The organism is Serratia sp. CoH_134_PS_4, assembly GCF_058190535.1.
On the sequence record NZ_JBXWKI010000001.1, the window covers coordinates 554,118 to 577,074 of the forward strand.

Annotated in this window: 19 protein-coding genes; 9 read left to right on the plus strand and 10 right to left on the minus strand. The window is 52.9% G+C overall.

The window, feature by feature from the left end; genetic code table 11:
- From AC2FCQ_RS02590 to AC2FCQ_RS02600, 3 genes are all read left to right on the plus strand, one after another.
- Nucleotides 1-3,156, plus strand: a complete 3,156-nt coding sequence (locus AC2FCQ_RS02590; RefSeq protein WP_265553286.1) for an efflux RND transporter permease subunit — start codon at nucleotides 1-3, stop codon at nucleotides 3,154-3,156.
- A 1-nt stretch (nucleotide 3,157) separates the two neighbouring features.
- Nucleotides 3,158-4,612, plus strand: a complete 1,455-nt coding sequence (locus AC2FCQ_RS02595) for an efflux transporter outer membrane subunit (protein WP_490307497.1) — start codon at nucleotides 3,158-3,160, stop codon at nucleotides 4,610-4,612.
- A 184-nt stretch (nucleotides 4,613-4,796) separates the two neighbouring features.
- Nucleotides 4,797-5,174, plus strand: coding sequence for a DUF1493 family protein (locus AC2FCQ_RS02600; protein ID WP_209633498.1), 378 nt, complete (start codon nucleotides 4,797-4,799; stop codon nucleotides 5,172-5,174).
- Nucleotides 5,175-5,284: 110 nt separating this feature from the next.
- On the opposite strand, the gene AC2FCQ_RS02605 is transcribed toward AC2FCQ_RS02600, so the two are convergent.
- Complete coding sequence (locus tag AC2FCQ_RS02605) at nucleotides 5,285-5,854, minus strand: DJ-1/PfpI family protein (RefSeq protein ID WP_265553282.1); 570 nt, start codon at nucleotides 5,852-5,854, stop codon at nucleotides 5,285-5,287.
- Between the two features lie 215 nt (nucleotides 5,855-6,069).
- Between AC2FCQ_RS02605 and AC2FCQ_RS02610 the strand changes: the two genes are divergently transcribed.
- Nucleotides 6,070-7,608 carry a long-chain-fatty-acid--CoA ligase gene (locus AC2FCQ_RS02610; RefSeq protein ID WP_490307498.1) on the plus strand — a complete coding sequence of 513 codons (1,539 nt, stop codon included), beginning with the start codon at nucleotides 6,070-6,072 and terminating at the stop codon, nucleotides 7,606-7,608.
- 55 nt (nucleotides 7,609-7,663) lie between these two features.
- Here AC2FCQ_RS02610 and AC2FCQ_RS02615 read toward each other — a convergent pair whose 3' ends face one another.
- Nucleotides 7,664-8,938, minus strand: a complete 1,275-nt coding sequence (locus AC2FCQ_RS02615; protein WP_209633491.1) for a Glu/Leu/Phe/Val family dehydrogenase — start codon at nucleotides 8,936-8,938, stop codon at nucleotides 7,664-7,666.
- 619 nt (nucleotides 8,939-9,557) lie between these two features.
- On the opposite strand from AC2FCQ_RS02615, the gene AC2FCQ_RS02620 reads away from it, so the two are divergent.
- From AC2FCQ_RS02620 to AC2FCQ_RS02630, 3 genes are all read left to right on the plus strand, one after another.
- Entirely contained in the window at nucleotides 9,558-11,015 is a 1,458-nt protein-coding gene (locus tag AC2FCQ_RS02620) for an amino acid permease (RefSeq protein ID WP_265553278.1), read from the plus strand.
- A 131-nt stretch (nucleotides 11,016-11,146) separates the two neighbouring features.
- Complete coding sequence (locus AC2FCQ_RS02625; RefSeq protein WP_209633487.1) at nucleotides 11,147-11,779, plus strand: helix-turn-helix transcriptional regulator; 633 nt, start codon at nucleotides 11,147-11,149, stop codon at nucleotides 11,777-11,779.
- A 156-nt stretch (nucleotides 11,780-11,935) separates the two neighbouring features.
- On the plus strand, nucleotides 11,936-12,934 hold the full coding sequence (locus AC2FCQ_RS02630; RefSeq protein ID WP_490307499.1) for a bifunctional helix-turn-helix transcriptional regulator/GNAT family N-acetyltransferase: 999 nt from the start codon (nucleotides 11,936-11,938) through the stop codon (nucleotides 12,932-12,934).
- Here AC2FCQ_RS02630 and AC2FCQ_RS02635 read toward each other — a convergent pair.
- A complete protein-coding gene (locus AC2FCQ_RS02635; protein WP_209633483.1) occupies nucleotides 12,873-13,235 on the minus strand; it encodes a winged helix-turn-helix transcriptional regulator in 363 nt (120 codons plus the stop codon). The genes AC2FCQ_RS02630 and AC2FCQ_RS02635 overlap by 62 nt on opposite strands.
- A 106-nt stretch (nucleotides 13,236-13,341) precedes the next feature.
- Here AC2FCQ_RS02635 and AC2FCQ_RS02640 point away from each other — a divergent pair, with 106 nt between their 5' ends.
- Entirely contained in the window at nucleotides 13,342-13,896 is a 555-nt protein-coding gene (locus tag AC2FCQ_RS02640; RefSeq protein ID WP_265553272.1) for an NAD(P)H-dependent oxidoreductase, read from the plus strand.
- 37 nt (nucleotides 13,897-13,933) lie between these two features.
- Here the strand turns inward: AC2FCQ_RS02640 and AC2FCQ_RS02645 are convergent, their stop codons facing one another.
- Nucleotides 13,934-14,710, minus strand: coding sequence for an NAD(P)H-dependent oxidoreductase (locus AC2FCQ_RS02645; protein ID WP_490307500.1), 777 nt, complete (start codon nucleotides 14,708-14,710; stop codon nucleotides 13,934-13,936).
- 86 nt (nucleotides 14,711-14,796) lie between these two features.
- Here AC2FCQ_RS02645 and AC2FCQ_RS02650 point away from each other — a divergent pair, with 86 nt between their 5' ends.
- Nucleotides 14,797-15,693, plus strand: coding sequence for a LysR family transcriptional regulator (locus AC2FCQ_RS02650; RefSeq protein ID WP_490307501.1), 897 nt, complete (start codon nucleotides 14,797-14,799; stop codon nucleotides 15,691-15,693).
- Between the two features lie 22 nt (nucleotides 15,694-15,715).
- On the opposite strand, the gene tehA is transcribed toward AC2FCQ_RS02650, so the two are convergent.
- The 6 genes from tehA to AC2FCQ_RS02680 form a co-directional block, all read right to left on the minus strand.
- Nucleotides 15,716-16,699, minus strand: a complete 984-nt coding sequence (tehA, locus tag AC2FCQ_RS02655; RefSeq protein WP_490307502.1) for a dicarboxylate transporter/tellurite-resistance protein TehA — start codon at nucleotides 16,697-16,699, stop codon at nucleotides 15,716-15,718.
- A gap of 297 nt (nucleotides 16,700-16,996) precedes the next feature.
- A complete protein-coding gene (locus AC2FCQ_RS02660; RefSeq protein WP_490307503.1) occupies nucleotides 16,997-17,743 on the minus strand; it encodes a helix-turn-helix transcriptional regulator in 747 nt (248 codons plus the stop codon).
- A 65-nt stretch (nucleotides 17,744-17,808) separates the two neighbouring features.
- Nucleotides 17,809-18,321 carry a Csu type fimbrial protein gene (locus AC2FCQ_RS02665; RefSeq protein WP_265553263.1) on the minus strand — a complete coding sequence of 171 codons (513 nt, stop codon included), beginning with the start codon at nucleotides 18,319-18,321 and terminating at the stop codon, nucleotides 17,809-17,811.
- 50 nt (nucleotides 18,322-18,371) lie between these two features.
- Complete coding sequence (locus AC2FCQ_RS02670) at nucleotides 18,372-19,385, minus strand: Csu type fimbrial protein (RefSeq protein WP_490307504.1); 1,014 nt, start codon at nucleotides 19,383-19,385, stop codon at nucleotides 18,372-18,374.
- Between the two features lie 89 nt (nucleotides 19,386-19,474).
- Nucleotides 19,475-21,883 carry a fimbria/pilus outer membrane usher protein gene (locus tag AC2FCQ_RS02675; protein WP_490307505.1) on the minus strand — a complete coding sequence of 803 codons (2,409 nt, stop codon included), beginning with the start codon at nucleotides 21,881-21,883 and terminating at the stop codon, nucleotides 19,475-19,477.
- The gene (locus AC2FCQ_RS02680; RefSeq protein ID WP_490307506.1) at nucleotides 21,873-22,649 is read right to left on the minus strand and encodes a fimbrial biogenesis chaperone; all 777 of its coding nucleotides are present in this window, start codon (nucleotides 22,647-22,649) and stop codon (nucleotides 21,873-21,875) included. The genes AC2FCQ_RS02675 and AC2FCQ_RS02680 overlap by 11 nt, the downstream gene beginning before the upstream one ends.
- Nucleotides 22,650-22,957: the final 308 nt, after the last annotated feature.

Sequence of the window (22,957 nt, forward strand, 5' to 3'; positions counted from 1 at the left end):
ATGGCCCAATTCTTTATTCGCAGGCCCGTGTTTGCCTGGGTGATTGCGATCATCATCATGTTGTGCGGACTGATGTCGATCAACTCGCTGCCCATTTCGCAATACCCTGACGTATCACCACCGCAGATTTCCATTTCCGCTACGTATCCGGGCGCAGATGCGGAAACCCTGGAAAACAGCGTTACCCAGGTGATTGAACAGCAGCTAACCGGCCTGGATGGGCTGCTGTATTTTTCGGCGACCAGCAGTTCCGACGGTTCAGTGAGCATTAACGTCACCTTCGATCAAGGCACTGACCCCGACATCGCTCAGGTTCAGGTGCAGAACAAGGTACAACAGGCGGAAAGCCGCTTGCCGGCCGAGGTCACCGCCCAAGGGGTGACGGTGAAGAAATCCCAGAGCAGCTTTTTGCTGATCGTCGGCCTGTATGACGAGACGGACAAGGCCAGCATGGCGGATATTTCTGACTACCTGGTGAGTAACATTCAGGATCCCTTGTCACGTATCGACGGCGTCGGCGACGTGCAGGTGTTCGGTTCAGAATACGCGATGCGCATTTGGCTAAACCCCACCAAGCTGGCGTCCTATTCACTGATGCCATCCGATGTAGAAACGGCTATTGAAGCGCAAAACACCCAGGTTTCCGCCGGTAAGATCGGCGATTTACCCTCGGGTGCCGATCAGCAACTGACCGCCACCGTGAAGGCGCAATCACGCCTGCAAACGCCGGAGCAGTTCCGCAATATCATCTTGAAAAGTGACAGCAGCGGGGCGCTGGTGCGTCTGGGCGACGTAGCGCGGGTTGAGCTGGGTAACGAGGATTACTCTTCCAGCGCTCGGTTGAATGGTCACCCGGCATCCGGCATTGCGGTTAAATTGGCTGCCGGGGCCAACGCGCTTAACACCGCCAAATTGGTGAAGGCAAAGGTGGCGGAATACCAAACGTCCATGCCGAATGGCTACAAGGTCGCCTATCCGAAAGACAGCACCGACTTTATCAACATTTCGATCGAAGAAGTGGTGAAAACGCTGTTCGAGGCGGTGGTGCTGGTCGTGATCGTGATGTTTGTATTCTTGCAGAACTTACGCACTACGCTGATCCCCACCATTACCGTGCCGGTGGTGTTGCTGGGGACCTTTGGTGTGCTCGCCGCTTTCGGGTATTCGATCAACACGCTGACGCTGTTTGGCATGGTGTTGGCGATCGGCCTGTTGGTCGATGACGCCATCGTGGTGGTAGAGAACGTCGAACGTGTGATGCGGGAAGAAAAACTGCCGCCGCGTGAGGCGACGGAAAAATCGATGTCGGAAATCACTGGCGCACTGGTGGGTATTGCCATGGTGCTGTCAGCGGTATTCCTGCCGATGGCGTTCTTTGGTGGTTCGACCGGGGTGATCTATCGCCAGTTCTCCGTCACCATTGTGGCTTCTATGGTGCTATCGGTGATCCTGGCATTGACGCTGGCACCGGCCCTCTGCGCAACCTTGCTGAAACCCACCCACGAGGATTTGACCAACAAAGGCCTGCTTGGCAAGTTCAACCGCGGCTATAACCGTCTGCAAGCGAAGTACGCCGACAAGGTGGGCCGGGTGATCCACAGCCCAATGCGGTATCTGCTGCTTTACGGCCTGCTGTTGATTGCCGCCGCAGTGATGTATATGCGATTGCCGACCGGCTTTTTGCCCAACGAAGATCAGGGCGTGGTGATGGTGCAGTATACCTTGCCGGCTGGGGCAACCAATGCCCGTACATCCGCAGTCAGCGACGTGGTGAAGGATTATTTCCTGAACGATGAGAAGGCCAATGTCAGCACTATTTTCACCATTAATGGTTTTGGGTTCAGCGGCAGCGGGCAAAATGCCGGTATGGCTTTTGTCAGCCTGAAAGACTGGAGCCAACGCACCGGCGCTGCGAATACCGCCGACGCGATAGCCAAACGTGCAATGGCGCACTTCGCCACGATTCGCGACGCTCAGGTCTTCTCAATGAGTCCACCGGCAATTGACGGCTTTGGGCAGTCTGACGGCTTTACCTTCGAGTTGCAGGCCAAAGGGGCAACTACCCGCGCAGAATTGCAGGGGATGCGCGATCAGATCATCGCCGCCGCGGGGAAAAACCCAAACCTGAGCGCCGTGCGTGCCAATACGTTGCCGGATACGCCGCAATTGCAGGTGGAGATCGACAATGACAAATTGCAGGCGTTGGGCCTTAGCGCCAGCGACGTGAGCAGTACCCTGACCAGCGCGTTCGGCAGCACCTACGTCAACGACTTTATCGATCGCAACCGGGTGAAAAAAGTCTATATGCAAGGGGATGTGGAATACCGCGCCAAACCGGAAGACCTCGATAAATGGTTTGTGCGCGGGACATCCAGTACAAGTACCACCAGCATGACACCGTTTTCGGCCTTTGCCGCCTCCCATTGGATCTACGGACCGGAAAACTTATCACGCTACAACGGCCTGTCGTCCTTTGAAATTACCGGTGAGGGCGCACCTGGCGTCAGTTCTGGCACGGCGATGGATGAAATGGAAGCGCTGGCCGCGAAATTCTCCTCCGCCAGCAGTTTCTCGTGGAGCGGCCTTTCTTACCAGGAACGCCTGACCAGTGGGCAAGCGGCATCGCTGTATGCCATCTCGCTGGTTGTTGTGTTTCTGTGCCTCGCTGCGCTGTATGAGAGTTGGTCCATTCCGTTTGCTGTGATGATGGTGGTACCGATGGGCGTGGTTGGCTCGCTGTTGGCGATCACGCTGCGCGGTCTGGAAAATGACATTTACTTCCAGGTGGCGCTGTTGACCATTATCGGTTTGTCTGCCAAGAACGCGATTCTGATCGTTGAATTTGCCGAAGAGAAATACCAACGGGGTGAAACCTTAATCGCCGCAGCGATAGAAGCCTCCCGCATGCGTTTGCGCCCCATCCTAATGACCTCCCTGGCATTTACCGCCGGTGTCTTGCCGTTGGCGGTTTCCAGCGGTGCAGGGGCCAACAGCCGGATCGCCATTGGCACGGGGATCATTGGCGGCACCCTCACGGCGACGTTGCTGGCTATCTTCTTCGTTCCTTTGTTCTACGTATTGGTGCGACGGATGTTTTCACGCAAAACGACCCACGCCACACCAGTAAAAAATAGTGCGCCACAGGCAGGAGAATAATGTGCTGCAACGTTTAATCATTCTGACACTTCCGCTGTTCCTGGCGGGGTGTCTCTCGCTGGATCCTGACTACCAGCGCCCGCAAGCGCCGGTCCCGGCCAATTTACCGCAGGGGGCGGCTTATACAGCGCCTTCCGGTAAATTGTCATTGAGCTACCCGGATATCCCTTGGCGTGACTATGTGGTCGATGCCAAGTTACGGCAGGTGGTGGCGATGGGGCTGAGCAGCAGCCGCGACCTGCGTGAAGCCATTGCCAATATCGAATCGGCGCGGGCGCTGTACGGCGAACAACGTTCCGATTTGTTCCCAACCGTTAATGCCGGTGTGGACGGTAGCCGGGGTCGTGCGCTGACCGGCAACGGTAATGCGACAGCGATAAGCCAGAGCTATGAAGCGACGGCAGGCACCAGTGCATTTGAACTGGATTTATTCGGCAAAAATCGCAGCCTGTCACGTTCCACCTTTGAAACCTATCTGGCGGAGTCAGAAGCCGCGAAAAGTACCCGGCTGACGTTGATCGCCGATATTGTCACTGACTGGGTGAATGTTGCGGCTGCGCGCAGTAACCTGGCCGTCGCTAAGAGCACCATGGAAAGCGCCAGCGCATCCTTGGCGGTGACGCGCAAAAACCAACAAAACGGCATTCTGTCGATGGTCGACGTCGCTTCGGCGGACACGGTGTATCAGCAGGCACGATCGGACGTGGCCAGTTACACCACCAGTGCCGCCCAGGCAAAAAATGCCCTGGACCTGGTCGTGGGGCAAAGCGTGCCAGAAAACCTGCTGCCAACGGGGATCGAAGCACTGTCAAACATCATGAAAGAGGTACCGGCCAGTGTGTCATCGCAGGTGTTGCTGAACCGGCCTGACGTATTGGAGGCCGAGCATAATCTGAAGACTGCCAATGCCAATATCGGCTCTGCCCGCGCGGCGTTCTTCCCGTCGATCAGCCTGACCGCCAGCGGTGGCGTGGGCAGCGGGGAGTTGTCATCACTGTTTAGCAAGGGCGTCGGCGTTTGGTCCTTTGCGCCGAGCATCAGTTTGCCGATCTTCACCGGGGGCTATAACACGGCGCAGTTGAACTACACCAAAGCGCAGAAAGACCTGTATGTCGCTACCTATGAAAAAGCGGTACAGACTGCCTTCCAGGAAACGGCCGATGCGTTAGCACGTAAAGGGACCCTTCAGGAACAGTTGGCGGCGCAAACGGGCTATGTGGCGGCGTCGCAAGAGTATTACCGCCTTGCGGAGCTGCGTTATCGACACGGTGTGGATACGTATCTCACGATGCTGGATGCGCAACGGACATTGTATACCGCCCGTCAGTCGTTGATTACAGCACGGCAAACCGAGTACCAGAACCTGATTACGCTGTATAAGGTGTTGGGGGGCGGTATTACGGCAGAGAAACACAGTGACGCTGTCATTGCCAATAATGCCTCGCTAACCCAATAAACTTTGTCGACAGCAGTAACGCTATTACGCAGGGTGGAGTGACGCCGCTCTGCGTATTTTTATACCCATTCTGTGGTGAAAGTGTAAAGAAAAGGAAAATAACCTCGTTGTAAAGAACTCGTCACAATCAACAGAGTCTGAATGATATTGCATCATTCGCGCAGCCAAATACATTGAGGTTGAAATGGAAAGTGATATTCAGCAACAGGTGATCTCGGTAATTGAGCGGTATAATCCATCCGGCCTCCTTAAACGGGGGGTAGCCATTACTCTGAATACGGAAATAAACAAAGAGCTAAACCTGTCGTTACCGGTATCGGAGACCTTGATGCGCGGCTACTTCGACGCTTTTCTCATCGACAGCAGCAATTACAGCCATGAGTTATATTTCAGGCCGGCATCAAAATCAGCCCTGTTATTTTCTTCATCAACGCGTCGCAGTCATCACTGGGATCTTGAAATAGAACGGATCCGGCCGTTGTATGTTTATATGCTGGTGCGTTCAGCTCGGGCCAAGCGCTGGCTTTATGATATCCATTTTCTGATTGAGCAATTAAAGTAACGTGGCGACATTCAGGATAAAATAGTGTGCTCTTGGAGAAATTCATTGCGGGGCATTTATCGCATAAAATAAAAAAGCCCGAGTATTAATACCGGGCCTTTCTTGTGGTGCTATTCAGCCAGCAATTCCGCGAATTTCGCCAACCATTGCGGATGTGCAGGCCATGCCGGGGCAGTGACCAGATTACCGTCAACATGAGCCTGATCGATTCCGATATCCGCATAGTGACCGCCGGCCAACTGCACTTCTGGGGCGCAGGCCGGGTAGGCACTACAGGTTCTCCCTTTTAAAACGCCGGCAGCGGCCAACAGCTGGGGGCCGTGGCAAACGGCGGCGATCGGTTTACGTGCCGCATCAAAGGCCTGCACCAGTTTGATAACCTGCGGGTTCAAGCGCAGATACTCAGGGGCTCTGCCGCCGGGGATCAACAAGGCGTCATAGTTTTCTTCTTTCGCGGCTGAAAAGTCTGCATTCAAAGTAAAGCGATGGCCGGGTTTTTCACTGTAGGTTTGCGCACCGTCAAAATCATGGATCGCCGTCATGATGTAGTCGCCTTTAACTTTGTCGGGGCAAACCGCATCAACCTGGTGGCCAATCATCTGTAATGCCTGAAACGGCACCATAGTTTCATAATCTTCGGCATAGTCGCCGACCAGCATCAGGATCTTTTTCTTACTCATGGGGGCAGTCCTCTGGGAGGGGAAGAATGCCTAACATATAGACTATTGGGCAGGGGAACGCGAACCTGTACAGAGGTATGACCTTGTCTATACTTTTGGTGCCGTGGCTTTTTCCGCCGTAGGCTGTTCAGGGAGAGCAACCTCAGCGAGGTGGCGCAGTATCTCATCCATTGGCTTGCCGGGCGATCCCCGGTCTCTGCTTGCGAGTACATCACATGCTAAATCTGGCCACATTGCTTGAAGAGAGTGCGCGTTCATTTCCGGATCGTTTGGCACTGATACAAGACCCATTCCAACTCACCTATGCCGAGCTTAATCATCGGGCTAATCAGGTTGCCAATCTGCTGGTCACCCTGGGTGTGCAACCCGGAGAAAGGGTGGCGCTGGCCTGTCCAAACATATGGGAGTTCCCGGCCATATATTATGGCGTGCTCAAAGTCGGTGCGGTGATCGTGCCCTTGAACACGTTGTTGAAAGCCGGCGAATTTGAGTATTACCTGCAAGACTCGCAGGCGGTGGCCTTCTTTTGTTTCGAAGGGAGCGAGGGATTGGCGCTGGGGGCAGAAGCACGGCGCGCATTCGAAACCGCAGAAAACTGCCGTGAGTTTATTATTATCGGCGATAGCCTACCGCTTGCAGGTGAGCGTTTCAGCCAAGCGACTGGCACACAGCCCACCCAGTATGACAGTGCTACCACGGTGGAATCGGACACCGCGGTAATTCTCTATACCAGTGGCACCACGGGCCGCGCTAAAGGGGCAGAATTGACACACGCCAATCTGGTGTTAAACGCACTGGGATCGGTACAACTGTTCAATAGTTCCGTGGAGCGGCCCGATCGCCATTTGGTGACGTTGCCGCTGTTCCATACTTTTGGCTCTACGGTGCAGATGAATGCCGGTTTTGCCTTGGCCGCAACGCTGGTGTTAGTGCCACGTTTTGATGCAAAACAGGCTATCGGGCTGATGCAACAGCATGCCATCACCTTTTTTGCCGGCGTCCCCACAATGTACTGGGCATTATTGAACGCGTTGGACGATACGGCGGACCTCCCACGATTACGTAAAAATTTGCGCATGGCGGTGTCCGGCGGGGCCAGTTTGCCCGTCCAAATCATTGAGGATTTCGCCTGGCGTTTTGGCGTCAATATTCTGGAAGGATATGGGCTATCGGAAACCAGCCCGGTTGCCACTTTTAACCATCCGGGCCGGGTCAACAAAGTGGGATCTATTGGCCAGCCTATCTGGGGGATAGAAGTGCGGCTGGTTGATGTCACCGGTAAAGCGATAGAAGGCATAGATCAGGTGGGTGAAATTGCGGTGCGTGGACACAACGTGATGAAGGGCTACCTTAACCGCCCAGAAGCGACGGCAGAGGTGTTGGAAAACGGGTGGTTTAGAACCGGTGATTTGGCACGGCGTGACGCCGATGGCTTCTATTTCGTTGTCGACAGGTCAAAAGATGTGATTATTCGCGGCGGCTTCAATGTCTACCCACGAGAAGTTGAAGAACTGATGATTCGCCATCCGGCAGTGTCATTTGTGGCAGTCATTGGCGTGCCGCATCCCTCTCTTGGCGAAGAGATTAAAGCCGTAGTGGTGATGAAGGATGTGGACGAGCCGGTGAGTGAAGACGCGCTGATCGCATGGACCAAAGAACGGTTGGCGGCGTTTAAATACCCGCGCATCGTCGAGTTTGTTGAACGGTTGCCGATGACCAGTACCGGGAAAGTGCTAAAACGACTGCTGCGTTGAAGGGAGGCTCATGAAAGAATCCCGGCCTGCAAAGCAAGCCGGGATGAATAATGCATTAACCTGGGTAAATGCCACGCTCTTTACGTGCGGTCAGGATGCGCTCACAAGCGACGATATAAGCCGCGGTGCGCAGGCTACACTCTTTCTCTTCTGACTTGTTCCAAACGTGGACCATAGCGTCGGTCATGATTTTGTCCATACGCTCGTTGATCTCGCTCTCGCTCCAGAAGTAGCTGGCCATGTCCTGTACCCACTCGAAGTAACTCACGGTTACGCCGCCGGCGTTACAGATAACGTCAGGTACAACGGTAATGTTGCGTGAACGCAGAACGTCGTCCGCATCTGGGTAGGTTGGGCCGTTAGCGCCTTCCAGAACCAGCTTGGCAGTGAGAATTTCTGCACGTTGACGGGTAATCTGACCTTCCAGCGCCGCGGGGATCAGAATGTCCATATCAACAGACCAGAATGCTTCGCTTTCGATCTCGCTCGCGCCAGGGAAACCGGCGATCTGCTTGTTCTTGGCTTGCCATTCGGTCAATGCAGCCAGATCGATGCCGTTAGCGTTGAACAGCGTTGCCGAGTGGTCCTGAATAACCACCACACGCGCGCCGATACCAACAAACAGGCGGGCTGCTTCGCTACCTACGTTACCAAAGCCTTGAACCGCAACTTTGGCACCTTCGATTTGCACGCCCAAACGCTTGGCCACTTCACAACCTGTCACGAACACACCGCGACCCGTCGCTTTTTCACGCCCCAGAGACCCGCCCAGATGGATAGGTTTGCCGGTGACTACGCCGGTGATAGTGGTGCCGTGGTTCATGGAGTAGGTATCCATCATCCAGGCCATCACTTTAGAGTTGGTACCCACGTCTGGTGCAGGGATATCTTTCTGTGGACCGATGATAAAGCCGATTTCGCTGGTGTAGCGGCGGGTCAATCTTTCCAGCTCGCCTTCAGACAGTTTGAAAGGATCGACGCGGATCCCCCCCTTGGCACCACCGTATGGCAGGTTGACCGCCGCACATTTGATGGTCATCCAGGCTGACAGCGCCATAACTTCATCGAGGTCAACGTCTGGATGGTAGCGGATCCCGCCTTTACCCGGGCCGCGCGACAGGTTGTGCTGAACGCGGAAACCTTCGAAGTGGCGGATTGAACCGTCGTCCATCTGCAGAGGGATGTCGACAATCAGCGCACGCTTAGGGTGACGCAGGGTATCGACCCAACGCGACAGATCACCGAGGTAAGGCGCAACGCGGTCGATTTGTTGCAGATAGGTGGCCCAGGCCGTTGTGCTGCTTTCTGAAGCGTAGGATAGCTTTTCCATAACCAACCTTTTTTATATAGAGGTATTTATTTTGTTTAACCGTGGATTACTAAGTGCATAACACTTTTGCGACGCTAAATTTACCATTAAAAATGCCGCTTGTTAGCCCCCCCTCATCGGGCTGGAAGCCGGTTGCCAGCGGGTTTTGAGCCGTAAAAATGAATAGTTAATTACTTTTTCAGAAGCGGTTAGCTGACTACGCATACTTTATGCATAAAAAATGCATAAAACCCGTTTTTATCTATTTTTCAGAACCTTGAATGTGATCAAAAAGTTTCATTTTATTTAAGTGTCGTGTTGACAATGCCGTTTCCTGACGCCAGAGTTAAATTCATGTTAAATCGGCGCTTGCAGCGTTTTTTTTCTGAGCGAGAATATTTATAACAATCTGATAGTAAAGCAATTACCCGCCACGCTCATGCCTCGCATGCTAAATGTGGGCGACAGCGCAGTTCCAATAGCCGTTTTCAGATGTGCACAGATATTTACTTCCCTTTAACAAAAGGGCGGGCTTCGTTTTGCCTGAATTTCTTTTTTGCCGGTAAAACGCCCGGTGCGTTTCACTCCTGATGCAGCGGTACAAGCTGCTTAATCGCCTTAATGACGGACAGGTAACACCATGACAAAAAGTAAGCAACATCGGTTGAATGCCATTTCAACCGAGGGGACAGACTGCGCCCAAACTTTGCACCGCGGTTTAAGCGAACGCCATATTCAACTTATTTCCATTGGCGGCGCCATTGGCACCGGTTTGTTTATGGGGTCAGGCAAAACCATTGCGCTCTCTGGGACGTCTATCGTTTTGACTTATGTCATCGTCGGCTTCTTCATGTTTATGGTCATGCGGGCAATGGGTGAAGTGTTGCTGACCAAGCTCGACTATCGTTCGTTTGCTGATTTTGTTTCCGAATACCTGGGGCCCAAAGCCAGTTTCTTTCTCGGTTGGTCCTATTGGTTGAGTTGGGTGGTGACGTGCATTGCCGACGTGGTGGTATGCGGTGGCTACGTGCAGTATTGGTATCCGGAGGTCTCTCCCTGGTTGCCTGCCTTACTGACGCTGGGGCTGTTGTGCCTGTTTAATATGTTGTCAGTGAAGATGTTTGGTGAAGCAGAGTTCTGGTTTGCCATTATCAAAGTGATCGCCATTATTGCGTTGATCGTTACCGGAGCCTGGATGGTCTTCATTGGCTGGACTTCGCCGGACGGCGTTAAAGCGTCGGTGAATAACATCACGGATCCCGCTATTTTTATGCCTCACGGTATTTTCGGCTTCTTTGCCGGCTTCCAGATTGCCATTTTCTCCTGCACCGGCATCGAATTGCTGGGCACCATGTCGGCAGAGACTAAAAACCCGCAAAAGGTGCTGCCTAAGGCGATCAATGTCATCCCGGTGCGCATCATCATCTTCTATGTGTTCTCCATGTTGGCGATCATCGCTGTGACCTCATGGGGCCATATTTCGCCGGACACCAGCCCGTTCGTTATGCTGTTCGATCAGGCCGGTTTACCTGCCGCCGCTGCGGTGATTAACTTTGTGGCCCTGACATCGGCCATGTCTTCGGCTAACAGCGGTGTGTATTCCAGTACGCGTATGCTGTACGGCCTGTCGATGGAAAAGCATGCACACGGTCAGTTCAAAATACTTTCGCGCAATACCGCCATTCCGATCCGCAGTCTGATGTTCTCGTGTTTTTGCATGGTAGTGGGGACAATGCTGCTCATTTTGATGCCAAATGTGATGACGCTTTTTACCGTTGTCTCTACCGTGGCGGCGATACTGGTGGTGTATAGCTGGGGCATGATCCTGGTGGCCTATCTGGTTTACCGCAAAAAGCGACCTGAGCTGCACGCTCGTTCTAGCTTTAAGATGCCTGGCGGGGTGATCATGACGTGGCTGACGCTGGCGTTTTTTGCTTTCACGCTGGTACTGATGATATTTGACCGTGACACCTTGATTGCTCTGTGCAGTATGCCGCTGTGGTTTATCACTCTGGCGCTCGTCTGGCGTTTCAGAATCAAAAACAGCGTGGCTCGGGAAGGTTACGTGTTTTATCAACGCAGCAGAGAGGCAGAGTAAACCTGGCCAGAGGGTTGAATGCCGTTCTCTTACTCGGCATTCAATGGCAACTAAGGTATGCTAAGCGGCTGACCGGATGATAGAAATTGACCACTGTCATCATGGCATAATCGCTACGGAGAAAGAGCAACGTGTTGAAATCCACGTCCCAACTTGAATTATTGCAGTCAGTCGCTGACGGCATCGCTGCACTGTTTTTTCCTAACGTGGAAGTGGTGATACACGATGTCTCAACCAACAAAATTGCCTACCTTGCCAATAATCTGTCAAAACGCAAACCAGGCGATGACGCCGGTCTGGAAGATTTTGAACTCGACAGTGATGGTCAGGTCACAGGCCCATACGAAAAGCTCAATTGGGACGGCAAGAAAATGCGCTCGGTGAGTATTGCCGCCCGGGATGAGCACGGATCCCCCCGTTATCTCTTGTGCATCAATCTGAGCACCGCCATGTTTGAAGACGCCAGGAATGCACTGGATATGTTTTTGTCGGTCACGCGCTTGCAGCCTCAGCCGCAACAGTTGTTCAAAGATGACTGGCAGGAGAAGATCAATACCTTCCTGCACGAGTGGATTCGTCAACAAAACACATCGCTGGGGTCTTTAACCCGCGAGCAGAAAAAGCAGCTGGTGATCGATTTATATAAAGAAGGCGCCTTTAAAGCCAAAAGTGCCGCCGATTATATCGCCAACGTGTTATCCCTCGGCCGTGCGACAGTATACAAATACCTGAAAGAGCTAAAAAAAGGCGATGGCGCCGCCTAATATTTAGGGGGGATTGCGCCTGAATCAGCGTCTTTACCCCTGTCCTCAGCGCCAGAATAACTGCGTGTGTATTTTTTTCTCCGGCCGTAGCGGCTGTTTGAATTCCTGAATAACTCTGATATGGTTGTATAATACAACTATATCAGAGTGCCAATCATGTCGATAACGCAATCCAGTCCGTATTTACACCCCATCAGGGATGCATCCCGCCACTTAGTGCGTGAATTGGGTTTTATGGGCAGTACCCTTGCAGGGACAGATCTGCCGCCTTCAGCCGTGCATGCATTGATTGAAATCGGGGATCGGCATGTAGATACTGCGGCAGAACTGTGTAGCGTACTCAATCTGGAGAAATCCAGCGTCAGCCGCATGTTGAACAAGTTGATCAAAACCGGAGAACTGGTCACACAGCCCAGTGAGCGGGACGCACGAGAAAAGATACTGCGGTTAACGGAAAAAGGGCGCAAGACCCTGGCAGGGATCAATAGATTTGCCGAACATCAGGTACTTAACGCCCTGGAAAAGCTACCGGTTGGGGCCAGTGCCGGCATTGCCGAGGGTTTACAGCATTATGCCGCTGCATTGCGGGCACATCGCTTGGGTGAAGCATCGGTTGCTGTTCCGCCTATCGAGATCGTGAGCGGTTATCTGCCCGGATTTGTCGGCAGAGCGCTGGAAATGCACATGCAATATTATTCACGTGCGGTGGGGTTCGGTGCCTTCTTTGAAGCTACCGTCGGTTCGATGCTGTCCGAGCTCGCGAACCGACTGTCACATCCACAGAACCAAACCTGGTCCGCATTGAGCGGGGATCGTATCGTTGGTTCTGTTTCCATTGATGGTGAAAGCTTGGGGGATAACCGCGCTCATTTGCGCGCTTTCATTATTGATGACAGTTTACGCGGTCGTGGTGTTGGCCGTCAGCTTTTGAACCATGCCGTTAGTTTTTGTGACGAGCAAGGCTTTGATGAAACACACCTTTGGACGTTCAAAGGACTGGATGCTGCCCGGCACCTGTATGAAGGCGTCGGTTTTGTGCTTGCAGATGAACAACCGGGTACGCAATGGGGGCAACGGATGACGGAACAGCGATTTATTCGCCGTTCTTCGGAGGCTCGCGGTGTTCCTCTCCCCAAGCACAGAGTAGATCGATGATAGGGATCAATGAGCGCCCACGCGCTGAAAGGCTGTACTCAACTTTGGGGGGGATCTGCGGATATTCCTTTCTGGAGATAATACCGTCTTTTTCCATCTCTTTTAGCGTCGCACTGAGCGTTTTATACGAAATAGTGCCAATACAGCGTTGGAGCTCATTGAACCTGAGAACCGGCTTATACTGCGCAAGCCAATACATAATTATCATTTTATATTTCCCGCTGATCACCGACAGCGTATAGCCATATCCGGTCTCTTCAAGGCTAACGCCTGTCGGGCTGCATATTTCGTTATTTGGCATTTGATACTATCCTGCGGGTTAGTATATATCGTTAAGGTGCGTACTTTACATTAAAAAAGCATAACATATGATACCCCCAGTGAACTAATCCAAAGGAATAAATCAAATGAAAACGCTGGTGGTGGTTGCACATCCTGATATAGAGAGTTCAGTGATAAATAAGGCCTGGCTGACGGAGTTACGTAAATATCCTGAACTCTATACCGTTCATGAATTATATAATGCTTACCCCGACTGGAAGATTAACGTTGAGAAAGAACAGCAACTTATTGAAGCACATGAAAAAATCGTGTTGCAGTTTCCGGTTTACTGGTTCAGCTCACCGCCGTTGCTGAAGAAGTGGCTTGACGATGTGCTCACCTACGGCTGGGCCTATGGATCCGGCAGCGGTTATAAAATGAAGGATCGTAAAGTCGCATTAGCAGTGACCGCCGGTATCAGGGAGCAGGACTATTCAACCTCGGGGCGCTATAAATACGCACTGGACGACGTCTTACGGCCATTTGAAATAACCATTAACTATGTAAGTGCGAAATATAGTGCGTATTATGCGTTCTACGGAACAGAGTCGGCATCGGATGTTGCTGCGGATAAATTGAATAATAACGACATTACCCGCAGCGCTACGGGCTATCGGTCATTTATTGCTCATATGGCGTAATATACGATGCACAGTACCCTAAATAGGGTGCACGTCATCACGATTCGATGTGCGCACTAAACCCCACCCGCTCAGGGGCAATGTCGGGTTTCAGCGTTAATGCCGGGATATCATATTCACCGGCATTCTGACGGCGGAAAGGAATGGGAGCGGTTTGCCCTAAGTTGTCCAGACGTTGCCCCAGCGCGTAGCTAATCTGGGCAAATCGCGCCTCGTCGATTCGGCCGGTACGATAAATGACGAAGGGGGGCAACACGTCGAAGCCCGGGTAATGCAAAATCCCATGCTGAATAGGGAACAGAATGTCATCGATCGGGCCGTTGATACCCCGAGCCGCGTAATGAGACTCCCATCCCCCAGTCGTCACAATCAACATTGCGCGTTTGCCAGCCAGGGTTCCTTCACCGTAACGATCTCCCCAACGTGAGTCGGAGTGTTCTCCCACGCCATAGGCAAATCCATACGCATAGACGCGCTCAACCCAGCCTTTAAGGATCGCCGGCATTGAGAACCACCACAGTGGAAACTGCAGGATAACGGTATCTGCCCAGCGCAGTTTCTCCTGCTCAAGTGTGATGTCCATACTCTGCAGGCCTTGAGCAAACGCATGTTGAGAATCCCTGGAGGGATCAAAACGCGCACCGGGTTCTGCTGTACTGTCGTCTGCGTCAAGCGTGGCTTTCCACTGCATGGCGTACAGATCAGACACCTTAACTTCGTGGCCTGCGGCCTTGAGATGTTGGATTGAAAACGTTTTGAGTGAACCATTCAGTGACTGCGGTTCAGGGTGAGCATAGACGAGTAAGACGTTCATTGTAGGACCTCCAGTAATTGATGGAGGCCAGAGTAGGTTGTTGTCAGCTATATTAGAAATGAATTTCTAATATTACAGGTATTACCATGGATAATATCAGACGGCTGGATCTTAATCTGCTGGTCACGCTGGATACTTTGCTTGCTGAACATAATGTGACCCGTGCGGCGCTGCGACTGAACCTTTCCCAACCTTCTGTCAGCGTTCATCTTGCCAGGCTTAGGGATATTTTTAACGATCCTTTGCTGCTGCCTGGGCCACGCGGAATGCGACCGACCGCGCGTGGCGATGCATTGCGCGAACCCTTGCGTCTGGCGCTTGAAGCCCTGGACCGCGCGGTATCACCTGCGAAACCCTTTGATCCTCAGGTTGCGGACAACATCTGGCGCGTGGCCGCTTTTGATTACGGTGAGTCGACCATTGTTCAACCGTCGTTGCTTGGCTTACGCAGCGCGGCGCCGCATAGCCGCTTGGCTGTGATTGAAACGGCACCGTCACGCATTGCGAAACAGGCAGAACTGGGGGCGATTGATTTGGCTTTCCATACGCGTGAAGGCTCACCGCCTAATCTGCGTCAGCGGATCCTGTTTAGTGAACGTTATGTGCTGGTCGGTCGTGCGGGGCACCCAGGCTTGCAAAAAACGCCGTCACTGGCCCAGTTTTGCATGCTGGAGCATGTCATGGTGTCGCCGGACGGCGGGGGGTTTTTCGGTGTGACGGATAACGTGCTGGCAGACGCCGGGTTAAGCCGAAGAGTCGTGCTCTCTGTGCCACACTTCCTGTTTGTGATGTCGGTGTTGGCAAGCTCAGAGCTGGTGGCGATGCTGCCTTCACGCCTGGTGCGTAATAATAGCGCCTTGCAGGTCGTTGAACCGCCCGTTGAGATTCCGGGGTTCGAAATGGCAATGCTGTGGCATGAGCGTTCCCACCGTGACCCGGCACACCAATGGTTGCGCGAACATATTGTCGCGTCGGTAAGCTGAGAGCCTTCTCCTTGCCTTGCCTTTAGGGATGTTTAGCGTATTTCAGTAAGTCACCCTGAAACAGCAAAATCAGTGTACGAACGAATAACAGGCCGATCAGAACATTGCTGAAGATGAAAAGGGGCAAGGCGAGGGTGGGTAATATCCCCCCGTGACTGGCATGCCCCAAATGCAGGGCGGTTGTGGCGAGCGCAGAAAGCCCGAATGAAAAGCTCCAGAATGCGGGATTAAAGGGGCCTTTCAGATACCAGGGGAACAGGCGGACCATAAACAACAGCTGCAGCAGACCGTAGCCAAAAAGCATTTTGGCCAGTACGTCCGCCTCACCGCCATTAACCGCCAGCCAGGCGCTACAGGCGACCAACGCCGGTGCCAATTGAATACCAAGAGAAAGCCGTACCGGTTCCGGCATTTCCCCGTGACTGCGCAGGCGCTGTAAAATAGCCGGTTCCAGGCTCAGCCAGGAAAGGACACCCGCCCCGAGGAACAGCAGACCCAGATCCTGGAACCCCAGTGCTCCGCAAGCCATGCAACTGATAAAGTTATTGGCGACCGTGGGTAAGTAGAGCCCAGGGGTAGTGGCTTCAGCAGGGTGTGTTCCTCGCCACAGGCCGGCACTTTGCCAGGCGGCATAGCTCAGCTGCGCCACGGCCCCCACCGTGAACATAGCGACGGCGAGTGAACGCCACCAGGGCACAATGCCAATGGCGACCAGAATAGTCGTGGCGGGGAATAAACTGACATAGCTGCTCATGAGGGGATGTTTAATCTCGGCTTTCACGCTGAGAGGAAAACGCCATAACCGGTATATAAAAGCGCAGCTCAACAGAAACCAGATGAGGGTAGCGATGATCACCAGCCCTTCGCCGACAAAAGCGGGGACAGGCAGAATAGTGGCGGCATAACGCCACCCAAAGCCTGCACCAATGATACCCAAAACCATGCCAAAATAGCCCGCGGGTAAATTCAGGAAACGGGCATCTGGGGTCGACTCAGATTTATTCATTTTGTTTAATATTTAAAATTTATTTTAAGTGATCTTAGCGAGTTTAGGGATTGGAAGCAATAACACTTAGGGAGGGAGTATGCCCTTCAGCAAGGCGCGGTGGGAACAATGTTGGGGCGAGTGGCTTTGACGCTAACCCCGGTGTTGGCATGTGTAGTCGCTGCCCCAACATTGTAATCTCAAAGACGTTAATTCAATGTAATTTTGCTTTGGCCACGGGCTCCCGTTATCCACTTTCAAACGGGGGGCACGGATGCCTTGTTGAGGCTGGTTAATTCACCGTATATCCTTGCTCGCTCACCAATTTGGCCGCTTCTGCTTTGAACGCGGCCGAGTGATTCTTCTGGATGCCGTATTGCTCAAAGAAGCATCGCTGCTGATGGCTTCGGTCGGTTCGCTGAGCGTCAACCATTCTGGATCTAACAGCAGTAGCTGCATTTTATTATCAATGCCCAGTTTTCTCATGGCGCTGTACTTACGGCTGGCAATGGTTTTTTTGGGTGATTGCCGTTTCTGGGCAATAGCCTCCAACTGCATCCCCATCAAAAAGTCATACATAACCGCTTTCTCTCTATCATTGAGATATTGCACCCGTGCTTTTAACGGAGGCTGAATCTCCATTTCATTGATTTTGTTGATTAATGGGCTGTGTACATACCTATTGCAACAGCCTTGCATCAGATAATAGGCAAGAATGGGGGTCGGCTCATCCTTGTGCAGCAACACGTACGGCAGGGAGGTAATAAGATTTCGAATGATCAAAGTGTCGCCACCAGAGATGATAAAGCCCGTCTGTCTTGGGTTGAGCATTCGAAAATCGCTTATCACACTTTTTTCCCTATCAAGATTACTGAGACGATCGGAAAGGTAAAAAATGATAATGCTTTTACTGTGGTGTTGATAATCATGCGTGAAATCAGTCAGATTCTTCTCTGAGAAATAGTGGGTCATTTTTATGGGCATAGGGACAGTTTCCAAAAACTGAGGAAATATGTGCTTCATGCTCGCGGTGAAATCAACCAATGTTGCTGATATTTGTGTCATTGCTTCTTTCCTAACCAAAACCGTTCTTTTTCACCGCCCCAGGGGGCTGAGGCGGTGAAAATATCTTAGTAAGTCACTGTCAGAGTCACTGTGTCCAGATAGTTTCCTGGACTTGGTAGCGCGGTGCCTGCCGGGATTCGGCCATAGATATTGATGTTTTGCGACAGACCATTACCCGTTCCGCTAGCGAAGGTGGTGCCATTGGCAATTTGCGTGCTGCGCGCGTTATCTGAGAACAGGTTGTACGGCAGGCGATTGCTGCCATTCGCCATTTGACGTTGCTGGTCGTCGGCATTGCTGCCAAGGTTTGCCGCAACGTCATAAGTGGTACCGTTAGTGCAAATGATCGACAGGGCCGAACCGGCCGTGGTCGCCTCGGCATCGACATTATTTTCCAGATTGGAAAGGGTGCCGAAATCGAGCAGGGCATTGCCCAGGGTCGAGCCCGCGTTAGAATCCAGATAGCAGGAAGACTGAACGACTGCCTGTACGGTAAGTGTTGCCGTTGTCGTGGCGGCCATAACCGGCGTAGCAACCAGACTGGACAGAATGGCGAAAGGTACGAATGTATTGCGCATGGAAAACTCCCTTTGAGTATTGATAAATAACGAACCGCAGAAGCGGCTGTTCAGTAGGCTACGGTGACCATCACCGTGTCCGAATAAGTCCCGACGTTACCAGGCACCGGGGTCCCCGCCGGAATAAGTCCATAGATCGTTAGCGTTTGGCTGGCACCGTTGCCTGCACCACTGAGACCGCCTATCCCGCCGGTTTGCGTTGTGCCGCCTGTTTCATCCCAAACTCGGGTGTGGGCACTGTCCTGGTAGAGTTGATAGGGAAGCTGCGCCTGTGCGTTGGCCATTCGCCGGTATCCATCAGAGGCAGGATTGTTACCACTCCCCAGGTAGAGGGTATAAGGCTTGCCTGAACTGCACTGTACGGTTACCGCCCCTTCAGCGAAGCGCGCCGTTTTAAGCTGGCCAACGTCATCGAGGGTGCCAAAATTGACGCCACGCGTACTGAGGCTGCAGCTATCCGTGACCTGTGTAATGATTTGGATACCGCCAGAGGTGGTGGTGGACGAGCCGCCGTCACAGGTTGCGGGCGGAGTCCCACCGCTTACGGCCTGAAAACGCAGGGTAAACGGGGGGTTATAGCTGTGGTAAATGTTGGCCGGCAAGGCACCCTGGCCGCTGGCAATCCGTGCATAAATGGGGATACTGCCATTGTTGCTGACATAGGTGCTGCCGTTCCCGGCAGACAGCGTAAAGTCGACGACCAGAGGCGTTCCGGCATTCTCGGGCATCAGGATTTGCGAGTGCGCGCTGTCGGCATACAGGTTATAGGCCAGATACGCTTCACCGGTGCCGGTCACGTTATTGTTCTTCAGATAGCGCCAGGGCTGGTAACCTGCCTGGTTTCCCGGATCTTCCCCCATCGTCAGGCACAACCTGAAGGTTGCACGCGGATCGGGATCGCCCCATGAGAAACCTACTGCGCAGCTAAACCCAATTGTCTGGGCACTGTCGACCGCAGCCGTGGAGGAATAGGTTCCAAGGTTCATTTGGCCGCCGGTGAACTGACAGGATGGCGATGAAATCTCGGCCTGAACGGAGGTGGGCACGACCAGTGAGCTGCTCACCAGCAAGATCCCCAGGCTGTAACTCCAAAGCGTTTTCCCCGTGCCGGGCCGCAACCTGCAAGTTACAACGGGGGAAGATAACGGCATTTTCATTCACACCTCACTGGGCCAATCATGGGTTGAACCGGACCCTTAAGGTCATAATCAAAGCGAGCGGAACACTGACCGGCAGCACCGAGATCGACGGTCACGCGGTTGTGTGCCACTAAGCCTTTTACATAGAGTTGCCCTTCATAGCCGACCAGACTAACGTCGCCGTTATCCTGACGCGCCGGGTAGCCCGGCGGGATAGGCTGCCCATGGCGATCCTGCAGAAGGACGATTGCGGCATGGTTGATTCGGGTTCCGAAGTCAACCACCGCGCCTTGGCGATAGCCTGACAGCGCCGTACGCTCGGTGGCGGCAGCTTCCCAACCGTCCGGTAAGGTCGCAGGATCGATAGACACACTTTGGTTGTAATAAGGGCGGGTATCGGGCAGCAGTGCACTGCCATTACTGTTCGTGGTCGCCATACGCACGCCACCCTGAAGTACGTCGACATGTGGGCCGGCATTTTTCACAATGGTGTAGGCATCGCCAATTTTGTTGGTGGCAAACATACCGCTGTCACTGGCCAGCAATGCCCCTTCGGCCGAAAACTCACTGCTGGTGGCAGAACCGTACTGATTGATCTGGGCGCGTAACTGAGCCAGAGCTGCGCGATAGCTCATGTAAGCGTTCCGCTGATCGTCTTTGCCTTGATACGTCGTATTGGCGACACCCCAACCAACGGCTCCCTGACGCTGATCGGCCACCCCGGAAATGCGTTGACTAAAGCCGGTCACCCCGTTGTCACGACTGATCCCCGCCGCGGCGTTGATATTGCCGCCAAGAAAGATATTGAGCGTCAGAAAGGCGCCATACCGGCCGCTGTGATTAAGATCCGAATAGAGGTTGGCGGACAACGTGCTGCTTTGGCTCAACGCCCGCGATACAGACAAATTGAGCGTGCGTGTTTCGTCGCTCTGGCTGACGATGCGGTTGTAGCTCATGTTGGTTGAAAGCCGATCGAACGGCGTCATATTGACACCGAGGCGGTCGATAACGCTGGCTTGGGCCGTATTGGCCAGCCAGTAATCCGTCTTGTCTGCCACTCTGTTTAGGGTGTTTCTGCGTGCCAGGCGGGTGTTGGATACCCGCGCGAGGTCAAAATAGTCCTCAAAGGTACGCACCGTACCGGCATACATCTGCACGCCTGCAATACGGCCTTCAATACTCACGCTGGTTTTTTGGCCGGTATAGTCTTCATAACGGCTGGCTGACCAGGAACTGCTGATCACGCCGTAACCACCCAGTCCGTGAGATACCGCGCCCCCCAGGTTAGCCAGCCCGTCAGCGGAGAATTCGCTGTGACTCTCCAGTGTGACTGATCGGCTTAAGCCATAACGCAGGGAGTTGGCAGCAAACAGCGTGTTGTCATAATCGTCGTTTTTGCTGCCGTAGTTAAAACGGGGAACCCCAACGTCCAGCGAGAATTGGAACAGCTCTGGCTGCAACAAGCTGGCGGTATAGTAGTAAGGCTGAGTGGTGGTGATTTGCCGACCGGTAGCATCGGTCGCGACCAGGGTTACATTTCCCCCCGAGACATAAGGCAGTGATTTGATATCAAAAGGGCCTGAAGGCACAGCGCCTGAGTAAACCTTTTGTTGGTTGACAAATAAGTCGAGCGTGGAAGGTAATGCCGCAGAACTGGAGAACTCCGGCAAGGCGACCGTGACCAAATCTGAGCGTTGATCGAAGGCGCTGGCCCACTGGAAACCGGCCAGTCGGACGCTACTGTTCCAGGCTAAGGCATTACTGACAAAGTCACCGGCGGTATAAGCCCGTACGCTCTCGGGGTTGATATAGCGCCAGTAGCTATCCAGGCGTACCTGTTTGCTGCCGTTATAGTTACCACTGTTGTTATACGATCCACTGGTTGAAACCACGCCCATTCGCCCGGTAAACAAGGCCTCGGCCGAACCGGCCAACTGATTTTTACCCTCGGTGCGGCTGTGGTAAACCCCGTAGTTTAGAATGGCCGCTGGCGCGGCGCTGATCTGCGAGAAGTCAGGTGCCAGATTCGCTTCACCAATATTGACCGCGTAGGCGTTCAATTGGCTCTCAGGGATCGACAATGCCAATGTCTGCGTTGCTTCATTATATTGCACGCGGATGCCAGGCAACTCGTTTAGCGCCTGCGGTGCCGTATCCGCAATAGCGGCAGGCACTTTTATACGTAAAAGGCGTAAATCGCCCGCAGACGCGCTGAAATGCCCATCGGGAAAACGCTGAACCGCAAGCAGTTCTCCGGTGGATGACCCATTGAGGGTAACGGCTAAAAGCAGCGATTGGGTGCCCGTGAGGTGCCCGGGTTCAATCTGGCTGGCAAAAGCCAGAGGTGTAGCGCTGAACAGCAAGCCAATCATCGCCTTGTTCAGTGCACCATACCAAGGGCACGAATTTGGATTACTGCGCATACAGCGTTTCTTCAATCGGCAGGTAGCCATCCTTGGCCCTCAGGGTGACTGATTGACCTTTTGTCAGTTTCACCCGTGCGTTTGGCTGCGTCACGGTGAACGTCCGTGATGTCCCCGCCAGAACATAGCCGTTTAAACCCGCGCCAAAGCTGACGGGAACGTTGTTGACGCTCAGTGTGAGTTGGCTGATTTTGGCGTGACGCTTACCGGTGTTGTGGACTTCGGCATGTATTCCGTTGGCATCTTGCCAGGTGCGCCAGACCAGTTGGGCGAAGGCTTTGTCGTCAACCACGAAAACCGGAAGGGAAGTCCGCAGTATCATTGAAATACCTGGATTGAACGTTCTTGGATCAACCGGGCGGGGTAATTCATCAATCAGTAAACGATAACTTAACTCAGAAGACGCTGGGGCCACGGCAGTACGTGCCACACGCACGGTATAAGAAGCGCCCGCAGGTACGGTGACGGCGGGGGGGCTAATCATGAGTTCTGAGGTTGGAGCAAGATGATCCTGCCCATTTTGCTGCGACCAGGCGAAGGCGCGTAACTGCAAACTGACGGCTTCAGTGCCAGAGTTTGTTAGGTTCAAGGCGGTTGCCTTCTGCGACGCCTGCATCTCGATATTAACCGGAGAAATTCTGATTGATGCTGCCTGCGCAGGAAATAAAGAAGACAATAGAAAGCATAGGCCGAGAGACATTCCCGAAGGGATTGTCATGCTATTTTTCGCTTTCATTACCGTTATTGAAATAAATTTACAAATCATAAAAATCCCAATCTTTCCGCGTTGTTTTCAGGAAAAAAACACAAAGGCGTGCCGTATTAACTTGATAGCGTCGTCTTTATTTGTAGGGTTTTTATTGATTTTTAAAATCTATATTTTTGTGGGGCTCACTATAATGACTCGAATGTTGAATGTCAGGTTGTTTAAACCGATCTTAAATCAACCTAACGATAGGTGGTGTCTATTAAAATTTGGTCTTCGATATGAAATCTCGATCGATTGATTCGGTGATATATGCCGTAAAATGCTAATTAACCAGTCAAATTAATCTGCACTTTAGAGTGAATCCA

Bases quoted from the DNA above. Each gene is read 5' to 3' on its own strand.
- AC2FCQ_RS02665 (WP_265553263.1), bottom strand. From the start codon at position 18,321: ATGCGCAATACATTCGTACCTTTCGCCATTCTGTCCAGTCTGGTTGCT.
- AC2FCQ_RS02675 (WP_490307505.1), bottom strand. From the start codon at position 21,883: ATGCGCAGTAATCCAAATTCGTGCCCTTGGTATGGTGCACTGAACAAG.
- AC2FCQ_RS02590 (WP_265553286.1), top strand. From the start codon at position 1: ATGGCCCAATTCTTTATTCGCAGGCCCGTGTTTGCCTGGGTGATTGCG.
- AC2FCQ_RS02630 (WP_490307499.1), top strand. From the start codon at position 11,936: ATGTCGATAACGCAATCCAGTCCGTATTTACACCCCATCAGGGATGCA.
- AC2FCQ_RS02610 (WP_490307498.1), top strand. From the start codon at position 6,070: ATGCTAAATCTGGCCACATTGCTTGAAGAGAGTGCGCGTTCATTTCCG.
- AC2FCQ_RS02640 (WP_265553272.1), top strand. From the start codon at position 13,342: ATGAAAACGCTGGTGGTGGTTGCACATCCTGATATAGAGAGTTCAGTG.
- AC2FCQ_RS02605 (WP_265553282.1), bottom strand. From the start codon at position 5,854: ATGAGTAAGAAAAAGATCCTGATGCTGGTCGGCGACTATGCCGAAGAT.
- AC2FCQ_RS02635 (WP_209633483.1), bottom strand. From the start codon at position 13,235: ATGCCAAATAACGAAATATGCAGCCCGACAGGCGTTAGCCTTGAAGAG.
- AC2FCQ_RS02680 (WP_490307506.1), bottom strand. From the start codon at position 22,649: ATGATTTGTAAATTTATTTCAATAACGGTAATGAAAGCGAAAAATAGC.
- AC2FCQ_RS02650 (WP_490307501.1), top strand. From the start codon at position 14,797: ATGGATAATATCAGACGGCTGGATCTTAATCTGCTGGTCACGCTGGAT.
- AC2FCQ_RS02600 (WP_209633498.1), top strand. From the start codon at position 4,797: ATGGAAAGTGATATTCAGCAACAGGTGATCTCGGTAATTGAGCGGTAT.
- AC2FCQ_RS02645 (WP_490307500.1), bottom strand. From the start codon at position 14,710: ATGAACGTCTTACTCGTCTATGCTCACCCTGAACCGCAGTCACTGAAT.
- tehA (WP_490307502.1), bottom strand. From the start codon at position 16,699: ATGAATAAATCTGAGTCGACCCCAGATGCCCGTTTCCTGAATTTACCC.
- AC2FCQ_RS02660 (WP_490307503.1), bottom strand. From the start codon at position 17,743: ATGACACAAATATCAGCAACATTGGTTGATTTCACCGCGAGCATGAAG.
- AC2FCQ_RS02615 (WP_209633491.1), bottom strand. From the start codon at position 8,938: ATGGAAAAGCTATCCTACGCTTCAGAAAGCAGCACAACGGCCTGGGCC.
- AC2FCQ_RS02620 (WP_265553278.1), top strand. From the start codon at position 9,558: ATGACAAAAAGTAAGCAACATCGGTTGAATGCCATTTCAACCGAGGGG.